General features: G+C 66.8%; 18 protein-coding genes. 7 read left to right on the top strand and 11 right to left on the bottom strand.

Annotation, left to right across the window (positions count from 1 at the left end; genetic code table 11):
* Positions 1 to 3: 3 nt before the first annotated feature.
* Both HII28_RS00860 and HII28_RS00865 read right to left on the bottom strand, forming a co-directional pair.
* Positions 4 to 522: a 2'-5' RNA ligase family protein gene (locus HII28_RS00860; RefSeq protein WP_170023560.1), complete on the bottom strand. Its 519-nt coding sequence runs from the start codon at positions 520 to 522 to the stop codon at positions 4 to 6.
* Positions 519 to 1,418: an aminoglycoside phosphotransferase family protein gene (locus HII28_RS00865; RefSeq protein WP_170023561.1), complete on the bottom strand. Its 900-nt coding sequence runs from the start codon at positions 1,416 to 1,418 to the stop codon at positions 519 to 521. The genes HII28_RS00860 and HII28_RS00865 overlap by 4 nt, the downstream gene beginning before the upstream one ends.
* Positions 1,419 to 1,582: 164 nt before the next feature.
* On the opposite strand from HII28_RS00865, the gene HII28_RS00870 reads away from it, so the two are divergent.
* The 3 genes from HII28_RS00870 (at position 1,583) to HII28_RS00880 (ending at position 5,699) form a co-directional block, all read left to right on the top strand.
* Positions 1,583 to 3,985, top strand: coding sequence for a polysaccharide lyase family protein (locus HII28_RS00870; RefSeq protein ID WP_170023563.1), 2,403 nt, complete (start codon positions 1,583 to 1,585; stop codon positions 3,983 to 3,985).
* Between the two features lie 244 nt (positions 3,986 to 4,229).
* Positions 4,230 to 4,565 carry an SdpI family protein gene (locus tag HII28_RS00875; RefSeq protein ID WP_170023565.1) on the top strand — a complete coding sequence of 112 codons (336 nt, stop codon included), beginning with the start codon at positions 4,230 to 4,232 and terminating at the stop codon, positions 4,563 to 4,565.
* A 573-nt stretch (positions 4,566 to 5,138) separates the two neighbouring features.
* A complete protein-coding gene (locus HII28_RS00880) occupies positions 5,139 to 5,699 on the top strand; it encodes a DUF308 domain-containing protein (RefSeq protein ID WP_170023567.1) in 561 nt (186 codons plus the stop codon).
* A 74-nt stretch (positions 5,700 to 5,773) separates the two neighbouring features.
* Here the strand turns inward: HII28_RS00880 and HII28_RS00885 are convergent, their stop codons facing one another.
* Positions 5,774 to 6,541, bottom strand: a complete 768-nt coding sequence (locus tag HII28_RS00885) for an SDR family oxidoreductase (RefSeq protein ID WP_170023569.1) — start codon at positions 6,539 to 6,541, stop codon at positions 5,774 to 5,776.
* Positions 6,542 to 6,760: 219 nt separating this feature from the next.
* On the opposite strand from HII28_RS00885, the gene HII28_RS00890 reads away from it, so the two are divergent.
* The 4 genes from HII28_RS00890 to HII28_RS00905 all read left to right on the top strand — a co-directional run bounded on the left by HII28_RS00890 (position 6,761) and on the right by HII28_RS00905 (position 9,745).
* Entirely contained in the window at positions 6,761 to 7,240 is a 480-nt protein-coding gene (locus tag HII28_RS00890; protein WP_170023571.1) for an NfeD family protein, read from the top strand.
* Positions 7,237 to 8,508 carry an SPFH domain-containing protein gene (locus HII28_RS00895; protein WP_170023573.1) on the top strand — a complete coding sequence of 424 codons (1,272 nt, stop codon included), beginning with the start codon at positions 7,237 to 7,239 and terminating at the stop codon, positions 8,506 to 8,508. Before HII28_RS00890 ends, HII28_RS00895 begins: the two co-directional genes overlap by 4 nt.
* Entirely contained in the window at positions 8,501 to 9,289 is a 789-nt protein-coding gene (locus HII28_RS00900) for a glycerophosphodiester phosphodiesterase family protein (protein WP_170023575.1), read from the top strand. Before HII28_RS00895 ends, HII28_RS00900 begins: the two co-directional genes overlap by 8 nt.
* 90 nt (positions 9,290 to 9,379) lie before the next feature.
* A complete protein-coding gene (locus HII28_RS00905) occupies positions 9,380 to 9,745 on the top strand; it encodes an RNA polymerase-binding protein RbpA (protein WP_170023585.1) in 366 nt (121 codons plus the stop codon).
* Between the two features lie 125 nt (positions 9,746 to 9,870).
* Here the strand turns inward: HII28_RS00905 and lnt are convergent, their stop codons facing one another.
* From lnt to HII28_RS00945, 8 genes are all read right to left on the bottom strand, one after another.
* Positions 9,871 to 11,469 (bottom strand): apolipoprotein N-acyltransferase, encoded by a 1,599-nt coding sequence (gene lnt, locus HII28_RS00910; protein WP_170023587.1) that lies wholly within the window; start codon positions 11,467 to 11,469, stop codon positions 9,871 to 9,873.
* A gap of 66 nt (positions 11,470 to 11,535) precedes the next feature.
* A complete protein-coding gene (locus HII28_RS00915) occupies positions 11,536 to 13,965 on the bottom strand; it encodes a DEAD/DEAH box helicase (protein WP_170023589.1) in 2,430 nt (809 codons plus the stop codon).
* Positions 13,966 to 14,128: 163 nt separating this feature from the next.
* Entirely contained in the window at positions 14,129 to 14,923 is a 795-nt protein-coding gene (gene tatC, locus HII28_RS00920) for a twin-arginine translocase subunit TatC (RefSeq protein ID WP_346769133.1), read from the bottom strand.
* Between the two features lie 2 nt (positions 14,924 to 14,925).
* Positions 14,926 to 15,165: a Sec-independent protein translocase subunit TatA gene (tatA, locus tag HII28_RS00925; RefSeq protein WP_170023591.1), complete on the bottom strand. Its 240-nt coding sequence runs from the start codon at positions 15,163 to 15,165 to the stop codon at positions 14,926 to 14,928.
* Between the two features lies 1 nt (position 15,166).
* Positions 15,167 to 15,520 (bottom strand): hypothetical protein, encoded by a 354-nt coding sequence (locus HII28_RS00930; protein ID WP_170023593.1) that lies wholly within the window; start codon positions 15,518 to 15,520, stop codon positions 15,167 to 15,169.
* A 10-nt stretch (positions 15,521 to 15,530) separates the two neighbouring features.
* On the bottom strand, positions 15,531 to 16,556 hold the full coding sequence (locus tag HII28_RS00935) for a WYL domain-containing protein (protein WP_346769134.1): 1,026 nt from the start codon (positions 16,554 to 16,556) through the stop codon (positions 15,531 to 15,533).
* Positions 16,549 to 17,571, bottom strand: a complete 1,023-nt coding sequence (locus HII28_RS00940; RefSeq protein WP_346769135.1) for a WYL domain-containing protein — start codon at positions 17,569 to 17,571, stop codon at positions 16,549 to 16,551. Before HII28_RS00940 ends, HII28_RS00935 begins: the two co-directional genes overlap by 8 nt.
* Before the next feature lie 98 nt (positions 17,572 to 17,669).
* Positions 17,670 to 18,641 (bottom strand): hypothetical protein, encoded by a 972-nt coding sequence (locus HII28_RS00945; protein ID WP_170023599.1) that lies wholly within the window; start codon positions 18,639 to 18,641, stop codon positions 17,670 to 17,672.
* Positions 18,642 to 18,667: the final 26 nt, after the last annotated feature.

The following is an 18,667-nucleotide window of genomic DNA, read 5'->3' on the forward strand; positions in this document are numbered from 1 at the left end:
CGATCATCCGCCGAGCACGGTCATCGACACGACCCGTCGACGGTGACGGTCGCCGTCGGGATGCTGGTCGACCGAGGCGACCGTGGGCAGCGAGACGGCGGATCCGGGCTGGATGTCCGACGCGTGCCGAGTCGTCACGTGCGGTCGGTATCCGTCACGGACATGGTGCGCGTCGAAGGGCTGCCTGATCGAAGGTTCGAGGGCGTCGAGCAGCGCGACATGCAGGCGGAGCAGCTCCGGAGACAAGTCGAGCGTGACGACGGGAACATCGCGGCGACGGCCGAAGAACTGTTTGCCGGTCGCATGCACGGTCAGCGTGGCGATGCCGTTGCAGGCGGTCTCGATGATGCGGGACAACGCAGGTGGAGCCATCGGTGCGCTGAAGGGCGGCACGAGCGTGACGTGGAGTGGCCACGCATCCGCGGCGAACTCGTCGCCGACACGAAGCGGCACCAACGGGGCGACGATGACGAACCGACGCAGCTCGCGATCGCGGGCAACACCTTCGTTTGCTTCGCTCATAGCACCAGGCGGAGAAGTCGTGTGGACTCGGCAGCGAGCTCGTCGAGACGATCCGGTCGTCGATCCAGAGCCCACCGGACGACGTCCAGTGCGTGCAGGGCCGTGAGCTCGTCGAGGACGGGTTCGACCTCCGACGAGCGGAGCCCCGCACCGCTGAGGACCACACCCCAGGCATCCGGAGTCACCACTGACTCCTCGTCGCCGAGCAGCATCCAGCGGCGGATGCGTTCGAGGTCGGCCAACAAGGTCGGGCCGACCTGCGCCGTACCCCAGTCGATGATCACGTACCCGTCGTCAGCCACCACGTTCCTGGTGGAGAGGTCGCCGTGCACGATGCCTTGCGGCAGGCTCCTGGATCTCAGAGAAGACAGGAGACTGTGGAGCGGCTTCCGGTCGCTCATTGCGTAGACACCGAGACCGATCAGCGGATCGACGTCGGCCAGCGAGCTCAGGTTGTATGCCAGGTGCTCGTCCCAGGCTGCGTCGAGGTCGCGACCGAAGCGCGAGAAGAGTGCCTCAGGCGCCGTCGACGTGTCGATGTGCGAGAGTGCGGCGATGAACTCACCGATCGCCCTCCACGCCTCGAGGTCGTCGGCGGATGCCGGTGCTCCCGGAACGTAGTCGACGACCAGATAGGACGTGTCGTCGAGCCACCCGCGGGCCACGAGGCGCGAGCTGCTCACACCGGTGCGCTCCAGCTCCCGAAGGGACCACGCTTCGATGTCGAACGGATCGTCGTTTCGTGCGCCGTCTCTCGCGAACCGGACCACGATGTCGCTCCGGTCGCCGGACACCCGTACGACGTGGTTCTCGTTGCCGCCGGGGAGGATGACTGCATGGCTCGTCGGCAGTCCGAGTGATGCGGCGATCGCGCACGCCAGCTGTCTGGGATCCACGGAACGACGCTATCGCTCGTCCTTGCTCTTCCACTCCGGTCGCGCTGTCGAATGATTCGAACATCGAATCAGACTGATAGGCCATGCGCGCGCTGGACGAGAGTAGGCTCCCACCTGCATGTGAAACGATTCATTCACCACAGTGAAACGCAAGGGAGCAGTTCATGGAGTTGGGGAAGCAAGGGTTGTCTCGACGTTCCGCGTTGGGGTTGTTCGGCGCGGTGACCGCCGGAGCCATCGCAGCCAGCACGGCGGAGGCGTCCGCCGCGCACGCGACGGCAGACCTGCCGCCAGGGCACGGCGACGTCAGCGCGACCATCGGCGGTCAGCCCGCGGCAGTGGGGGACTATGCGTTTCCCGATCAGGTGCCGTCTCTTGTGCTCGACAACGGGCTCGTGAAGTTCACGTTCGGGCGGGACGACGCCGTGGGCGGGGTTGTCACCGGGTGGACGGACACGTCGATCACGGCGACGTCGATCGTTGTGGACGGCACCGAACTGGCGCACAACCTCAACGGCGTCGATCCGCGGGATCCCGATCGCCAGCACTCGTTCTACATCGACGCCGGCGGCGGTAAGACGAGGCTCGTCTGCACGCAGGTGCGCGTGCTCCGTGTCTCGCGGGATCTCGTCGAGGTCGCGTTCCTCGATACGACCAGCACGCCGCTCCAGCACGAACACCACCTGATCATGCGCCGGGGGAAGCGAGGCCTGTACGGCTACGACATCCTCACGGCCGCGGCGGCCACGTCGATCAACGAAGTGCGCATGAACGCCCGCTGGGACAGGGCGATCCTGGACAACGCGTACAACTGGGAGCGCGGCGGCGGGAAGCAGCCCACGTACGCGTACCTCGCCACGCAGCAGCAGGTGCAGGACGAGACCTGGCGAGTCGACGGTGTGAACAACCCGAACCTGCCGTCGCCGGACGACAATTCGGGCAACCTGCCCGCCGGCTACATCTACACGAAATACAACTGGAGCCTCTACCACCACGAGAACCCGATGTTCGGGCACTACGGCCACGGCTTCGGCGCATGGCTGACACCGTTGGGCGGGGTCACAGAAGACACGCTGTGCGCGTTCTACGGAGTCGGCCCCGACCATCAGGACCTGGCGATCCACCAGGACGCACTGATCCTCAACTACTTCGGCGCGAACCACTACGGGTTGCCGAGCTACGCGCTGAACCAGGGCTATCGGCGACTGTACGGACCCTGGTACACGCACCTGTCGACGGGTGCGACGGATGACGAGGTCATCGCCAACGCGGCCGCGGCGGCCCAGATCGAGATCGCCGAGAACCGGGCGGGCGCTTCCTGGATCGTGGACGGCCTCTATCCGGATCCGGGCGCGCGATCGACCGTCACCGGGACGCTCCGGCTCGCGGACGGACGGCCCGCCGACGGCTTCTATGTGCTGCTGTCGACGCAGACGGTCACCGACGTGTACACGATCCACGAGCCCACGTACTGGGTGAAGACGGATGCGGACGGCTCATTCTCGCTGCCCGGCATCCCGCCGGCATGGGCTCCGGGAACGACCACTCCGGCCAGCTACACCTTGTATGCGTTCGCCTCCAAAGGCTCCGTGGTCGAGCAGTATCAGCAGACGGGTGTCTCCGTCACAGGAAAGAAGACGGATCTGGGCACGATCACGTGGGCGCCGACGAGCAGGTCGACGTTCTTGTGGCAGATCGGTCGGTCCGACCGCAGCACCCAGGAGTTCGCTCTGGCGACGAAGTCTCCCGTGCACTCGGAGCCGCGTGCCTACGAGAAGCCAGGGGAAGTGCCAGGAACGCTGGCGTTCGCGGTAGGGGAGAACTGGGAACCGACCGACTGGTACTACGCGCAGACCCAGGGCGGGACGTGGACCGTCTCGTTCACACTCGACCGCGTGCCGTCGGGCACGGCGTACCTGACAGTGGCGACGGCCATGCAGCAAGGCAGCCGTCCCACGGTCGCCGTGAACGGGAACACGTCCGTGGTCACAGGATCGCTGCCGAACAACAACGACTCGACGATCGCGCGCCAGGCAGACCGGAGCGGATACCCGCGCACCGCAGTCCTGACCTTCCCGGCGAGCGCCTTGGTCGTCGGGAGCAACACGATCACGTTCACCCGGGGGAGCGGCGCAGCTGCCGGCAACGGCCTGGGATGGGACACCATCCTGCTCGAGGTCGATGAAGGCCAGTCGCAGGGCAAGGCTGTGCTCGACGCAACAGCCGAGCTCGTGGAGAAGAGCGGCAACAGCAAGGGCACCTGGAAGGTGACGGTCCACAACACCGGCAATGCCGCGGCGAACGACGTGCGGTTCGACTCCGTGCAATGGCGGGCCAACGGCAGGGTTCAGGTGCGCGGCCTGCCGCCGGTGACCGGACGGGATCCCAACAAGTTCCCGGTCCCGATCGTCGCGAGCATCCCGCCAGGGGGTTCGGCCACGGCTGAGATCGAGGTGGACGCGAGCGGTGTACTGGGCGGAATCGGATCCGGAGTCCAGATCGGGGTGAGCGCCAACGGCGGTCGAGCCGTCGCGGACGTCACGGCCAAGAACGGACCGGGAGCTTGACCTCCGGCTCGAGCTGATCACCGGACATTCGCCCGGACGGGCACGTCCGAGACCGGCCCCTCCCACGTGCATGACGCCAGGGGAGGGGCCGATCTCGCGGAGTCCGCACCGATCCCCGGCCCCTTTCCGATTCGAGGGAGCCGCCGTCAGGGTGCGGCGAGGCGCCGTGGCGTCCGGTTGTCACGACATTGCCAGCGGTACATTCGCTTCGGCGAGGCGAACTCGCGGAGCGAGGGGAGTGGTCGTGCTGATCGATGTACTCGCATGGATCTTCACAGGTCTTCTCCTCGTGCTGGCGATCACCTGTGTCGTGGCGGGCCGCGGAGGACTTGGGCGGAACAGGTACTTCGGCGTCAAGATTCCGGCGCTCGAGCGCAGCGACGACGCGTGGAGAGCGGGCCACGCGGCAGCGGTGCTGCCTGCGACGATTGCGTTCGTGGTGGCCCTCGTAGCGAGCATCTTCGGGCTCATCGCACCCGCGACCTACTGGATTGCCGTTCTGGTCGCGGTTCTCGGCGTGATCTGGGTGTTCATCCGTGCGACGGCAGCCGCCCGGCAGCAGCGTCCGAGCGCTCACTGACCGCAGCCTCCGAGCAGCAACCAGGTGGGTGGCTAGCGCTGACCGGGCGACCAAAGGGGAGGCTGTCTCAATCCAATCTGACATAATGTGCATTATCGGACATCAATCGAATCGTGGCTCCGGTTATCGCCTGGCCGTTCATCCGATGTGGTTTCCGGTCCTGATCAGCGATTGTCGTCCGTGTTCGTCGGCCGAGAGGCACGGCACTGCGTCATCGAGATGGCTTCCGAAACCTTCGATAAGTACATGAAACTTCGGGTTCTGATGTCCCTGGTACACAGACCTGTCTACATCGTCTGGTGTCTTGTCGACGCAGTGCACGAGCGGCCCGCTGGGCTTATGCGACACCCGGAACGAGACGGTCCTTGCACAGTCGCGTCCGTGGTTCCCTTCGACACGAGCGCCTGGCCGACGGCACTTCATGATCGACGGACGCCCGTGCTCTCTCCCCCACGGCTGCGTCACGGGTGTGACACGAATCGGGTGAATCCGTTCGGATGAGCCGGGTTCGGCGGCGACTCGCGCTTAGGCTGCGGTCAAAGCTCACAGCATGCTCTCAGGGAAGGTAGCCTCATGTCCGCTGAAAGTCCTGCCGCGAAATCAGCGGTGAATGGGATCCGTACCGCGCTCGGCGTCGGCGGTGTCGTCGCCCTCGTGGTCGGGATCCTCATCCTGGTGTGGCCGGCGAGGACCGCCATGGTCGTGACGGCCATCATCGCCATCTATGCGATCGTCGGCGGCCTGGTCTATGCCGGCCTCGGCATCTTCGCGAGATCGATGGGTGGTTGGGCGCGAGTCGGCCACATCGTCCTCGGAATCCTCTTCATCATCGCCGGCGTCATCGCGTTTATCGAACTCGGTCAGACCACCGCGTGGCTCGCCGTGTTCCTCGGCATCCTGGTCGGAATCATGTGGATCGTCGAGGGCATCGTCTCGCTGACGGCGCTCGGGGAGGCACGGTCGAAGGGCTGGACGGTGTTCTTCGCGATCCTCAGCATCATCGCGGGCATCATCCTGCTGTTCTCCCCGCTCTGGGGTGCAGCGGTGCTCTGGTGGCTGCTGGGCATCTCGCTGGTCGTCCTCGGCATCATCCAGGTCATCCGCGCCTTCACCTGGAAGGGCGCCGACGCCTGATCCGTCATGAAGAAGGTCCCCTGAGCCGTTCTGGCTCCGGGGACCTTCTTCATGAGGAAGCGGATGTCAGACCATCACGCCTCAGCACCGAAATCGTCGATCTCGCCGATCAGCCGCGTGTGGTCCGCCGGGACCGGCTCGACGGCGGCCCTCGCCACCTCTGCGGCGAACTCACTCACGTTGTAGAGGCGACCGGCGGCATCCTTGCGGGCCTGGATCGCACCGGGGTTGGCCCGCTCCAGCAGTGTGGCCGTGATGGTGCCCTCGATCATGTCGCCCGAGACGACGACGAAGCCGATGCCGCGTTCATCCAGTTCGGGGATCAGCTCACGCAGCGCGTCCTCCCCCGCACGCTTGCTGAGCGCGACCTGCTCGTACTCCGGCATGGTCGGCGTGGTGCGGATGAAGTGCGCCTGGTGGCTCGTCACGAAGACCACGCGGGATCCGTCGCCGAGAAGCGGGAGCGCCGCTTCGAGGACGTTCACCTGCGCATCGCGGTTCAGCTTCATGGCGTAGTCGGACTCCATGCCGGCCTCCATGCCGCCCGACGCATTGAGCACCAGGATGTCCAGCCCGCCGAGCTTCTCCTCGGCGTCGGCGAACATCGCGGCGACGGACTCGGGATCGGTCAGGTCGGCGCCGATCACGACGGCGGTCCCGCCGGATGCCTCGATCGAGTCGGCGAGCTTGCGCGCGCGAGCCTCTTTGTTGCGGTAGTTGATCACGACGCTCGCGCCGGCCCCAGCGAAGTACGAAACGGTGTCGGCGCCGATGCCGCGCGAGGATCCCGTGACGAGGGCGCGCTTGCCGCTCAGGGACGACGGGGCGAGAGGACTGGTCACTGGTGGATCTCCTTGCACGATGCGGCACGAACGGTCGGCCCGAAGGCACCAAGACAGTATCTCAGGCACCGAATGCGCCCCCGAATCGCCATCCGAGCCCCGTCGCGGTCGACGGGTATGCGCGAACAGGCATCGAACTCACGGAATCGCACCGGATCTCTTGTGGTGCCGCAGTCGCATGCTGGTAGCGTCTCACCGAGCGCGGAGGGAGCAAGCGACATGGACGTCGTTTCGTCGTATGCCTGGATCGGCTGGCTGGTGCTGATCCTCGTGTTCATCACGATCGAGATGCTCTCGCTCGACTTCGTGTTCCTCATGCTCGCGATCGGATCCCTCGGCGGTCTGATCAGCGGTCTCTTCGGCTTCCCCTGGTGGGCGCAGCTCCTTGTAGCCGCCGTGCTGTCGATCCTCCTGCTCTTCCTGTTGCGACCACCGCTGTTGAAAGCACTCCGGCGTGGCGAGGATCCGACGAAGAGCAACGTCGCCCTGCTCCTCGGCCAGGAGGGCAGGGTCGTCCAGACATTCGGCGGCGACGGCAAGGGCTTGGTGCGGCTGGCCAACGGCGAGGTCTGGACCTCCCGTCTTGTCGCGGATGCAGCAGATCAGCGTGCGCAGCTCGAGCCGGGCGCGCTGGTGCACGTGAAGGCTATCGAGGGTGCGACAGCGGTCGTCGCGCCAGCGGGGGGTTCGACGAGATGACCGACGTGGAGGTACTCGTGATCCAAATCATCGTGGCGATCATCGTCGCGATCGTTCTCATCTTCGTGCTGGTCACGCTGTTCCGGTCTGTGCGCATCGTGCCACAGGCGACCGCAGGAATCGTCGAGCGGCTGGGGCGCTACCACAAGACGCTCATGCCCGGATTGAACCTGCTGGTGCCGTTCATCGATCGGCTGCGTCCTCTCATCGACATGCGCGAACAAGTGGTGAGTTTCCCGCCGCAGCCCGTGATCACCGAGGACAACCTCGTGGTCTCCATCGACACCGTCGTGTACTTCCAGGTGACGGATGCCCGTGCAGCAACCTACGAGATCGCCAACTATCTCAGCGCGGTCGAGCAGCTGACCACCACAACGCTCCGTAACGTCGTCGGCGGGCTCAACCTGGAGGAGACGCTCACCAGCCGCGACAACATCAACAGCCAGCTGCGCAGCGTGCTCGACGAGGCAACGGGCAAGTGGGGCATCCGAGTGAGCCGCGTCGAGCTGAAGGCGATCGACCCGCCCGCGTCCATCCAGGACTCGATGGAGAAGCAGATGCGCGCAGAACGTGATCGTCGAGCGCTCATCCTGACCGCGGAGGGCACCAAGCAGTCGGCGATCCTCACGGCGGAGGGCACGAAGCAGGCCGCGATCCTGAACGCCGAGGGATCCGCGCGTGCCCAGGTGCTCAACGCCGAGGGTCAGGCGAAGGCCATCCAGACGGTCTTCACGGCCATCCACGAGGGTCAGCCCGACAACCTGCTGCTGGCGTACCAGTACCTGCAGACTCTGCCGAAGATCGCGGAGAGCCCGTCGAACAAGATGTGGTTCATCCCGAGCGAGTTCACGGAGGCCCTGCGCGGAATCGGCGAAGGCTTCGCCACACGCGGCAAGGGCGGCCCGTTCGCGGGCTTCATGCCACCGAGTGCGGGCGGAGGGGCGGAGGCGCCAGACGCGGATGCTCCGGCCGCCACTGCTCGGACGATCGACTATGCCGACCTGTCGGATGACTCGGCCGACGCGGCGGTTGCGGAAGCGGAGGCCGAAGCAGCCAAGGCGGAAGAGCGTCCCGTTCCGGGCCTGACCGGTGCACCCGTCGTTCCGCCTGTCGCCTCTGGCGACGGATCATCGGCGGACGTCGCTCCGGCACCGCCTGCGGCCCAACCGGCACCGACGTCGGCCGACGAGGCATCCGGAACGAACAACGGGGCCTCGGGCGCCGATGGTCGGGGCGCCGACGGTCCTGCGCACCGCTCGGATGGCTGATCCGGTCAGGTATTTCGATGGGAAGCCCCCGCGTGCGATCGCGCACCGGGGGCTCGCCCTTGCCTGCGCGGAGAACACGTTGCCCGCCTTCGCTGCCGCGCTGAAGGCTGGGGCTGACATTCTGGAGACGGACGTGCATGCCAGTGCAGATGGCGTTTGCGTGATCTTCCACGACGACGACCTCGCCCGTGTCACCGCTGTCGCCGGCCCGGTGGAGAGTCTGCGGATGGATGAGCTGCGCGCCTTGGAACTCGCAGGCGGCGGACGACTGGCGACGTTGGCGGAAGCTCTCGCGGAGTTCCCGTCGGCGCGATTCAACATCGACGTCAAGACGGATGCCGCACTCGATCCTGCGCTGAACGCCATCGCCGCGGCGGATGCAGCATCCCGCGTGCTCATCACCTCCTTCGACCAAGGCCGTCGTCGTCGAGCCGTGCGGCGCCTGCCGGGAGCCGCCACGTCGGCATCCACACCCGGAGTCGTGCTCACCCTGATCGGTGTCTGGCTTCGACTGGGCGCTCTGGTGCGGCTGGCCTTGCGCGATGTCGACGCCGTGCAGGTTCCCCATCGTCGCGGCGCGATCCGGGTGGTCTCCCCCGCGTTCGTGCGGGCGGTGCAGAACGCCGGGCGCGAGGTGCACGTCTGGACCGTGAACGATTCACAGGAGATGCACGAACTGCTCGGGATGGGCGTCGACGGCATCATCTCGGACCGCTGCGACACCCTCGTGGGAGTGATTCGAGGCCTGGGCGAAAACGGTCGAATGAAGAAAATCTCCTGAAAGGAGGCTGAATCCCCGCGCGCGCCGGGCAGAGAATGCCCAGCTTGACGGTTTATAAGTGTGGATGCATCGCGAGAAGGAGACCACACAATGGCAGATCGCAGCTTGCGCGGTATGAGACTGGGCGCCCAGAGCCTACAGAGCGAAGAAGGCGTCACGTTTTCTGCCCGCACGACGTACAACTACAAGTGCTCGAAGTGCGACCGGGAGACGCCCGTCGTGTTCGCAGCCGACGCCGAAGCACCCGAGACGTGGGAGTGCAAGTACTGCGGGCACGAGGCCACATTGCTCGTCAACGACTCACCCGTCGAGGTGGACCGCTCAGACGTGAAGGCCCCGCGCAGTCACTGGGACATGCTGCTCGAGCGCCGCACGCGTGCCGAGCTGGAGGAGCTCCTCGAGGAACGGCTCGCATACCTGCGGGCACGCCGTGGAGAGCACAAGATCGGCGCCTGATCGCTCGTCGGCCACCGGCCGGACATTCGTGACGCAGCCTGCTCCGGCGGGCTGCGTCTTCGTGTGCGTGCCGTGACGTGCTACCGGATTCGGGCTTTCGCCCCGGCATCCGGCCGTGCGGTCCGTCAGCGCCGGCGCGCGCCCTTGGAAGCTCGGGCGGCACGCGGAGCCGTGAAGGCCGCGACCACGAGGGCGCCCAGCCCGAGCCCGCACGCCAAGACCTCCAGCGCACGGCTGAGCAAGGTCGCAGGCGTCGTCGTGGTGCCGAGCGGGACATCCTCGATCATCGCCCCCGGCTTGTAGGCGGCGATCTGCGCGATCGTGCGGCCGTCAGGATCGATGATCTGGCTGGTGCCGACCGTGGAGATGTTGACGAGGCTGCGGCCGGTCTCGATCGCTCTGAGTCGAGCGATCGCCAGCTGCTGCATGTTCTCCTTCGTGCGCCCGAAATCGGCGTTGTTGGTCTGCGCCAGAATGACCTGCGCTCCGCCGTTCATCATGTCTGTCGTGAGCTGGTCGTCGACGATGTCGAAGCAGATGGAGATGCCGGCACGTATGCCGTTCACGTCGAAGACGTTGTCGCGGGTTCCCGGAGTGTATTGACGTTGGATCAGGCCCAGCAGGCTCGGGGCGAACGGCATCCAGAACGAGCGATCCGGAACGTATTCGCCGAACGGGACAGGATGCTTCTTGTCGTAGTAGTCGACGACGCCCTTGCCCGACTTCCAGAGCAGCGACGTGTTGAAATACTTGCCGTGCCGGTTGGTGATGGTGCCGACGATCATGGGGGCGCCGAGGCGCGCGCTGAGGTTGTCGAGCACGTCGGCGGACGACCAATCCCTCGTCGGGTCGATGTCGGCGCTTCCCTCCGGCCACACCACCATGTCGGGGTGCTTGCCGATGAGTGGGATCGTGGCCTGAATCTGCGCGTTCATCACGTCGCCTGGCTGGGCGCCGTCGAAGTATCCGGCCGGACCGTTGCCCTGCACAGCGCCGATCCGTGTGGTGCCGGAGGTGGTGGCGGGCCACAGCGGGACCCCGAGCACCAGGGCGATCGCCGCCAGCGCGACGGCGATGCGGATCCAGGGACGCCGAGCCGTGGCATCCGTCCGTCCTGATGCGGGATCGAGCGACGGCGCGAACGGGCGCTGGGGGTACCGGACGCACTCGATCGCCAGCGCGACGAGCCAGACCATGATGAAGGAGACGCCTGCGATGCCGAACCACGCGACGAGGTGGGCGAGCGGACCATGCGACTGGGACAGCGCAGCCCTCCCCCATGCGAACCCGCCGTACGGCCAGTTGCCGGACAGCCACTCCCGACCCGTCCAGAGCCCTGCTATGGCCACCGGGAGCAGCCCCAGGCGCCCTGGAGCGCTCGGGAATGCTCGAGGGATCCAGCGGTACGCCAGGGTGATCGCGACCGCTCCCAGAGCGAACAACAGGGACTCGAAGACCGAGAGCGCGATCCACGGCACCGGACCGAGGTACAGCGCCGTCCACGACACCTGGGTCAGGTAGAACGCCAGTCCGGAGAGGAATCCGACGAGGATCGCTCCACCGATGGAACGGCCGATGAGCGCCACCAGCATGAGCGCCAGCCCTACGAAGGCGAGGGGCCAGACGTCGATCGCGGGGAACGCGCCGTCGTAGACCACTCCCCCGCCGATCCCGAGGATGACCGCGGCCCACAGCGGCAGAAGCGGGCGGCGCGGCGGATTCACGAAGATCGAGCATAGGGGACGGTGCCTTGCATCCACCGCACGTCGGCTCGGAGCCGCCCGCGGGTCTTATCCGACGCCCGAGTACGCGACGATCCCCCGCCGAACAGCGACCAGCGCGTCTCGCGCGACGGATGACAGCCCACCCGTTGCCACTCCCGTGAGCTGATCGAGCAGATCGATCACCTGCTTCGCCCACCGCACGAAGTCGCCGGCCGGCAGGTCAGCCTCGGTCAGCACGGCAGCCAGAGAACGTCCGGACGCCCACTGGTGCATCGCGACGCACAGTGCCGTGGCCAGCGGATCGCTTCCAGGGAGCCGGTTCTCGCGCTCCAGCTCGTCAAGCCGCGCCCAGAGCAGCTCGGTCTTCTGCAGCGCCTCGCGGAACGGCCCGCGCGGGAGGAACCGCTCTGCCGGATTCTGCTCGTCCCGTCGCGGCTCGAACACGAGGGCGCAGGCCATCGCGGCGAGACCCGGTGCATCGAGCTGGGTCCAGACGTTGCGCCGTAGGCACTCGGCGACCAGCAGGTCGCGTTCGCCGTAGATCCGACCGAGGACCCGTCCGTGCTGCGTCGGCGCCAGCGTTCCGTCGCGGTCCGTGAGGTAGCCGAGCTCGAGGAGCACGTCGGCCACTCGATCGAAGACTGTCGCGACGGCGCCCGTTCGCGTGCGGATCTGGCGCGTGAGGGCATCCGTCTCCCGCTTCAGGCGCCACCAGCGCTCAGCCCATCTGGCGTGCTGCTCGCGTTCGGCGCAGCCGTGGCAGGGGTGTTGCTTCATCCGACGTCGCAGGTCCGCCAGCTCGCGACTGCGACGCTCTCTGGCGGCATTGCTCTGCGAGCCGGACCTGGCGCTCGTGCGCTCCAGATCGCTCAGCTGACGGCGCAGGGCAGCGTATTCCGCGAAGTCGCCGAGGTGGCACTGCATGGCACGCTGGTATCCGGCGAGGGACTCCTCCTGTTTGCGCACCGTGCGCGCCAGGTCGACGACGGCGCGGTCCGCCTGGAACTGCGCGAACGACGACTCGAGGATCTCGCGGGTGCGGTCCCGGCCGAACTGGGCGACCAGGTTGACCGCCATGTTGTAGGTGGGTCTGAAGCTCGAGTTGAGCGGATAGCTGCGGCGCGACGCCAGCGCCGCCACCGCCTGCGGATCCAGCCCATCGCGCCACTGGATGACGCAGTGCCCTTCGACGTCGATCCCTCGCCGTCCGGCACGACCCGTCAGCTGCGTGTACTCCCCCGGCGTGATCGGCACCCTCGCCTCGCCGTTGAACTTCTCCAGGCGCTCCAGGACGACGGTACGGGCCGGCATGTTGATGCCCAGCGCAAGTGTCTCCGTCGCGAACACCACCTTCACGAGCTTGCGTTGGAAGAGTTCCTCGACGACCTCCTTGAAAGCGGGCAGGAGCCCGGCGTGGTGCGCCGCCACTCCGCGCTGCAGGCCCTCCAGCCACTCCCAATAGCCGAGAACGGCCAGGTCCTCGTCAGCGATGGTGCGGCAGCGCTCCTCCGCCACCCGACGGATCTCGTCGCGCTCGTGCGCTTCGGTGAGACGGATACCCGACCGCAGCACCTGCGCGACCGCCTGATCGCACCCCGCCCGGCTGAACACGAAGACGATGGCCGGCAACAGATTGTGGTCGTCGAGGAGACGCACGACATCCGGACGGTCCAGCCTTCCGGTATCCGGGCGGCCGCCTCGTGAATGCCGCCGACCGCGGTCGCCGAACTGACGGGATCCAGACGGACGTCCGCCGACACGGGCCATCTGGACGAGCTCCGGATTGACGCGGTTGGCCGCACCCCTGGCCGCCGATTCGAAGAGGTCGACGAGACGCTGCCGCACGAGCACGTGCTGCTCGAGCGGCACCGGACGGTTCTCGGACACGATCACATCGGTGTCCCCGCGGACGGCTTGCAGCCAGTCTCCGAACTCCTCCGCGTTGGACACGGTCGCCGACAGCGACACGAGCCGCACCTCGCTCGAGAGGTGGATGATCACCTCTTCCCAGACGGCACCGCGGAACCGGTCTGCGAGGTAGTGCACCTCATCCATCACGACGTAGGCGAGGTCGGCGAGCAGATCCGATTCGGCGTAGAGCATGTTGCGCAACACCTCGGTGGTCATCACCACCACCCGGGCACCCGCGTTCACGTTGGTGTCGCCGGTGAGGAGGCCGACGTCATCCGGGCCGTACTCGTCGACGAACTCCTGGTACTTCTGGTTGGACAGCGCCTTCATGGGAGTCGTGTAGAACACCTTGGCGCGCTTCTCGCGCATGGCGAGGGCGACGGCGAACGCCGCGACGATCGTCTTGCCTGCTCCCGTGGGAGCCGCGACGAGCACGCTGTGGCCGTCTTCCAGGCTCGCGCACGCTTCGCGTTGGAACGGATCGAGATCGAAACGCTGCCGTTGCCGGAACTCCTCGAGCCGAGGATGCCCGCCACGGCCGCGTGAGACGGCATACCGTTCGGCCGGCGAGAGCTGGTCGGTCATCAGGCCAGCCTATGGCGTGGCCCCTGTCGCCACGCAGGAGTGACCGCGACGTCGCACGGGGACGGCTCCGGACGGTGGAGCGTGCCCAGCACGGTCCTTGGCGCCTACCCGGACAGCGCGGAGCCCGTCACCCAAAAGGCGACGGGCTCCGCGCTGTCTGCGATCAGGACGCGAGCTCTGCCTCGATGTCGAGTGCGCGCTTGGCGATGCGGCGGTCGTGCAACCAGGACACACCCCACGCGAGCAGGTAGAGCACCACCAACGGCAGCGCGAGCAGGAACATCGAGATGACGTCGGCACTGGGGGTGGCGATCGCGGTGAAGACCATGATCGTCAGAATCGCCCAACGCCAGGCCTTGATGATCGCCTTCGCACTGATGACTCGCATGAAGTTGAGCAGCACGACGAACACCGGCAGCACGAACGCGATGCCGATGACGATGATCAGCTTCAACACGAAGTTGAAGTAGTCGGACGCCACCAGCAGCGTGGTCTCACCGCTCGGGACGAAGCTGGTGAGCACGTTGACGATGTGCGGAACAACCCACCAACCGGCCGCGCATCCCGCGAGGAAAAGAGGTACGGCGGTGAAGAAGAACCCGAAGGTGTAACCCTTCTCCTTGCGGTTCAGCCCTGGCGTGAGGAACGCGAAGATCTGATACAACCACAGCGGCGACGTGATGATGATGCCGATGTAGACACTCAGTTGCAGCTTCAGGTCGAAGGCGGCAGTGACGTTCGGCCAGTTGATGCTTGCGTGTTGCGACTTTGCAATCTCGTGCACCGGCAGGCTGATCGCGGTCCATACATACGGTTCGAGGAACCAGCCAGCGATCGCGCCGACGAGGATTCCCCCAGCGATCCAGAAGAAGCGGTTCTTCAGTTCCCGAAGGTGTGCCCCCAGGGACATCCTGCCTTCGGGGTTGCTGCCGCGCTTGGTTCGAGCGGCGGTGCTCACGGCTAGATCTTGTCGGCGGGCTTCTCAGCCGCAGCCGGCGCAGCCTTGGACTCAGCCTTCGAATCCTTGGCGGCCTCGGCGGCCTCGTCTTCTTCGTGTCCCTCGCGGATCTCCTTCTTGAAGATGCGCGTGGACTGGCCGATGCTCCGCGCCAGTGCGGGCAGACGGGTCGCGCCGAACAGGAGCACGATGATGAGCAGGATGATCCAGATGTGCCATCCGCTGAAGAGATCGCCAAGCATGTCAGTTTCGCTTTCGGAGTAAGTGGGAGAACCGACTGGGGTCGGCACTCACGAGGAGTTTACCGCGTCGGATTCGGACTTCCCGCCGAGTATGCCTGATCGTTGCAATGCGTGCACGTCGGGCCTCCCAGAGCCCAGCGTATTCACGGACGGGTCCCAGCACGGCGGGATGGAACGCCGGCTCCGCGGTCTCGTCGAACCGAGCGGACAACAAGTCGGACTTCTCGGTGAGTTCGCCCAGTGCCCGTAGAGTCGTCATCGCCTTCACGAACAGCCGGTAACCGAGGTAGCCGACCATGCCGAGCAGGGCGAGCACGAGCACCACCCAGATCACGACCCACGACCACCACGGCATGTCATCAAGCCTACGCGTCGGGCCCCTTGCCGGCGGATTCGGCGGCGGATGCCTGGCCGGCCTCCTCGTAGCGCTCGGCGCCGGCACGCACCCATTCGGCGACGGCGGCCCTTGCGTCATCCGGTGCGGTCACGACGACCTGCCCCGCGAACCGCGCGACAAGGCGCTTGAGACCGTGATAGTGCGCGACGCGCACCTTCGTATGCACGAGGTCGCCCTCGTGGACGCGTTCCGCGTCTTCCGGGATGTAGTCGGCGATCAGCGGAAGCGACGGTGCAGCGACGTCGACGGAGACGGTGAGATCCTCTGCCGAGCCCTGGAACATCCGCTCGGGGAGCACGACGCCCGCCGCGTGTTCGCTGATCGGCTTTCCGGTGGAGACGAGGTGGTCGATGCGGTCGATGCGAAAGGTGCGAACCGCTTTGCGGAGGTGGCACCAGCCGCGCAGATACCAGTCGTCGTTGACGGACTCGACGCGCAACGGGTCGACCGTACGGCGTTCCGAATCGCCGCGCGCGCTGACGTAGTCGAAGTCGAGCTGAGTGCGACGCTCGATGGCCTCGCGCACGGTCGCGACGGTGTCGCGCAACGCAGCCGGCGCGACGGCCACCTGGGCAGCGCCGGTCGCCGTTCCGCGTTCCAGCTTCGCCATGAGGGATGCCATGGCGTCGCGATCCGCGTGCTCCGGCAGCGAGCTGAGGTACTGGAGTCCGGCGATCAGTGCCGCGGCCTCGCGCGCCGACAGCCTCGGTGTGTCGTCGATCGCGACGGTGTGCGTGAGCGCGATGCGATCGTGCTCCTCCAGCTCGTCCCAATCGATGTCGAAGAGATCGCCGGGGAGATAGGCGTGCGACTCTCCGGGCAGCCCCGACACGGCGATGAGGTGAACGGCATCGCGGATCTGCTTCGGCGAGACGTCGAAGGCGGCGGCGGCATCTGCGACGGGGACGCTCTCGTTGTCCATCAGGTACGGGATGAGCGAGAGCAGCAGGGCCAGCTTGTCGCGGGCGTCGCGGGGTGTTGCGGTGTCAGCCACGGGCATCCGCCTCTCCGTTTCCGGCGGTGACGGCCGTGTGCGCGTGCAAGGCGATGCCGAGCCTGTCGCGCACCGCGTCGACGAGCCTGGACGGCCAGATGACGCGGACCTCCGGCCCGTATCCGGCGAGTTCGTCGGCGAGGAGTGCCGTGTCGGAGTAGTGCACCATCAGATTGCCGTCCTCGTTGACCCGCGTGTCTTCGCGCTTGCTCAGCCGCACCCAGGCATCCGTTCCCGGCTGCACGTCGAGTTCGGCGGCGTTGCGCTCCCAGATCGCCTGCAGTTCGTCGATCGCTTTGGAGGCGTAATCCGTGCCCCGGCGGGTGAAGGACAGCTGCGTGACGCGTGGCTTGCCGATGACGCGGGACAGGAGGAAGGTGCGCGGGGCATCCACTCCCCTGTCATGGGCGTGCAGCAGCCAGCGGCCGTGGAACTGCACGAGGGCGAGCGGCTCGACGACGCGCTTGGTCGGCTGGCTCTCGCCGGGTTTCAGGTACTCGAAGTGCACCACGGCGTTTCGCTCCAGCGCGACCTCGAACGGCTCGAAGGCGGCCTCGCGAGTGCGCACGCGCGGCGCGAACCCCACCACGGGGTCGTCGGCCTCCACGCCGAGCGTGCGCAGCTTCATGATCGCGCGGCGGGAGTCGGACGACAGGGACCCCTCGCGCCACACCGTGGCGGCGAGGCGGAGCAACGCCATCTCGCGCGGCGTGAACGTGATGTCGGCGGGCAGGTCGTAGACGGCCTTGGGGATGCGGTAGCGCAGCGCCTGGTTGTTGCCGGGGTCCCCCGGATTCTCGACCGTCTCCAACGGGATGCCGAGCTCGCGGATGTCGTCCTTGTCGCGCTCGAACTGGCGCTCGAGCGCACTGTTGTCTCCGCCGTCGCGGAAACGGGAGTTGTATCCCTGGACGCTGGAGAGGATCTCGTTCTTCGTCAGCCCCGATTCCGTGGCCACGAGCGTGAGCACGAGAGAGAAAAGGCGCTCCTCGACCGATACCTTCTGTGGGGACACGCAGGCCATCCTAAGGTGCGGCGCGAGCGCGTGCGAGGCAGCGCGCGTGGTCGTCGCGCGCTGTCCGACACCCGCCTTCCGGTGTTCCGAAGCGGTCGCTACTTGGCGATGCCCAGGATGTCGACGACGTAGGCGGTGGCGTTGCTGCCGGGGGTCACGATGATGAGCTGGCTGCCGACCTGCTGACCCGTCAGCTGCTTCGACACCGTCGTGGGCACCGAGCCGTCGCTCTCCGGCCAGATGGCCGCGGAGCCATCGCTCCACGAGGAGGACGCCACGGTGTCGGGGGCGCTCCACGCCACGGCCGTGTAGTTGACGACGACCGACTCGTTCTTCTTGATCACGGCGCCGGAGCCCTGCTTGAGCACAGCGGTCTTGAGGGCGGTCGGCGCGTCGTGCGACGGGATCTTGATGCCCGGCTGGCCGTTGGGTGCGAGCACGACGGTGGGCATTCCCGGCTGTGCGGGACGCGGTGCGCCGTTCGCGCGGGCGAGGAAGGCCTTCGTCACGTTGGTGACCGCCACGACGGTCGTCGAGGCGGGAAGGCCCGACTGCTGCTGGCTGCCGAGGATCTGCCCGACGGTGCCGGTGACGGCGATGCGGGAGCCGACCCGGCTGCACAGCAGCGCCTTCTGCACGCCAGGGATCGTGCTCCCCGACGTCGAAGCCGAGATGAGTCCGCTCTCCGGCGAGGACAGCGCTTTGCCGTTGAGGCCGTTGAAGATTCCCAGCGTGATCACGACGGGCTGGCCGGCCGTGATCTGGTCGCCGGAACCCGCCTTGATGGTGCTCTTCTGCAGCGAGTCGGCGTGCAGAGGCTTCGGGAACGAACCGGTGGACTCAGTCGGGCTGGCCGACGAACGCACCAGGGTCGAGGCATCTCCCGGCTGCACGCAGGAACTGCTCGCGGAGGCCGAGCATCCGGTGAGTGCCAAGGCGACGAGCGCCGCGGCGGACAGGACGACTCCGATCCGACGAGCGGGGACGCTGCGTCCGGTTCCAGTGCGGTCGGCGGCCGGACGGTCCGAGACGATGCGGTCCATGGCTGTGCGTGGCAGGAGTGTGCGCACGATTCCTCTTTCGATGAAAGACGACG

It is taken from the genome of Planctomonas sp. JC2975, assembly GCF_012985205.1.
In the GTDB taxonomy this organism is placed as follows: Bacteria; Actinomycetota; Actinomycetes; order Actinomycetales; family Microbacteriaceae; genus Humibacter.

What these genes read in the sequence shown, in the direction of transcription:
- HII28_RS00860 (WP_170023560.1), bottom strand. Translation starts at nt 522, where the DNA reads ATGAGCGAAGCAAACGAAGGTGTTGCCCGCGATCGCGAGCTGCGTCGG.
- HII28_RS00870 (WP_170023563.1), top strand. Translation starts at nt 1,583, where the DNA reads ATGGAGTTGGGGAAGCAAGGGTTGTCTCGACGTTCCGCGTTGGGGTTG.
- HII28_RS00880 (WP_170023567.1), top strand. Translation starts at nt 5,139, where the DNA reads ATGTCCGCTGAAAGTCCTGCCGCGAAATCAGCGGTGAATGGGATCCGT.
- HII28_RS00890 (WP_170023571.1), top strand. Translation starts at nt 6,761, where the DNA reads ATGGACGTCGTTTCGTCGTATGCCTGGATCGGCTGGCTGGTGCTGATC.
- HII28_RS00895 (WP_170023573.1), top strand. Translation starts at nt 7,237, where the DNA reads ATGACCGACGTGGAGGTACTCGTGATCCAAATCATCGTGGCGATCATC.
- HII28_RS00900 (WP_170023575.1), top strand. Translation starts at nt 8,501, where the DNA reads ATGGCTGATCCGGTCAGGTATTTCGATGGGAAGCCCCCGCGTGCGATC.
- HII28_RS00905 (WP_170023585.1), top strand. Translation starts at nt 9,380, where the DNA reads ATGGCAGATCGCAGCTTGCGCGGTATGAGACTGGGCGCCCAGAGCCTA.
- HII28_RS00915 (WP_170023589.1), bottom strand. Translation starts at nt 13,965, where the DNA reads ATGACCGACCAGCTCTCGCCGGCCGAACGGTATGCCGTCTCACGCGGC.
- tatA (WP_170023591.1), bottom strand. Translation starts at nt 15,165, where the DNA reads ATGCTTGGCGATCTCTTCAGCGGATGGCACATCTGGATCATCCTGCTC.
- HII28_RS00930 (WP_170023593.1), bottom strand. Translation starts at nt 15,520, where the DNA reads ATGCCGTGGTGGTCGTGGGTCGTGATCTGGGTGGTGCTCGTGCTCGCC.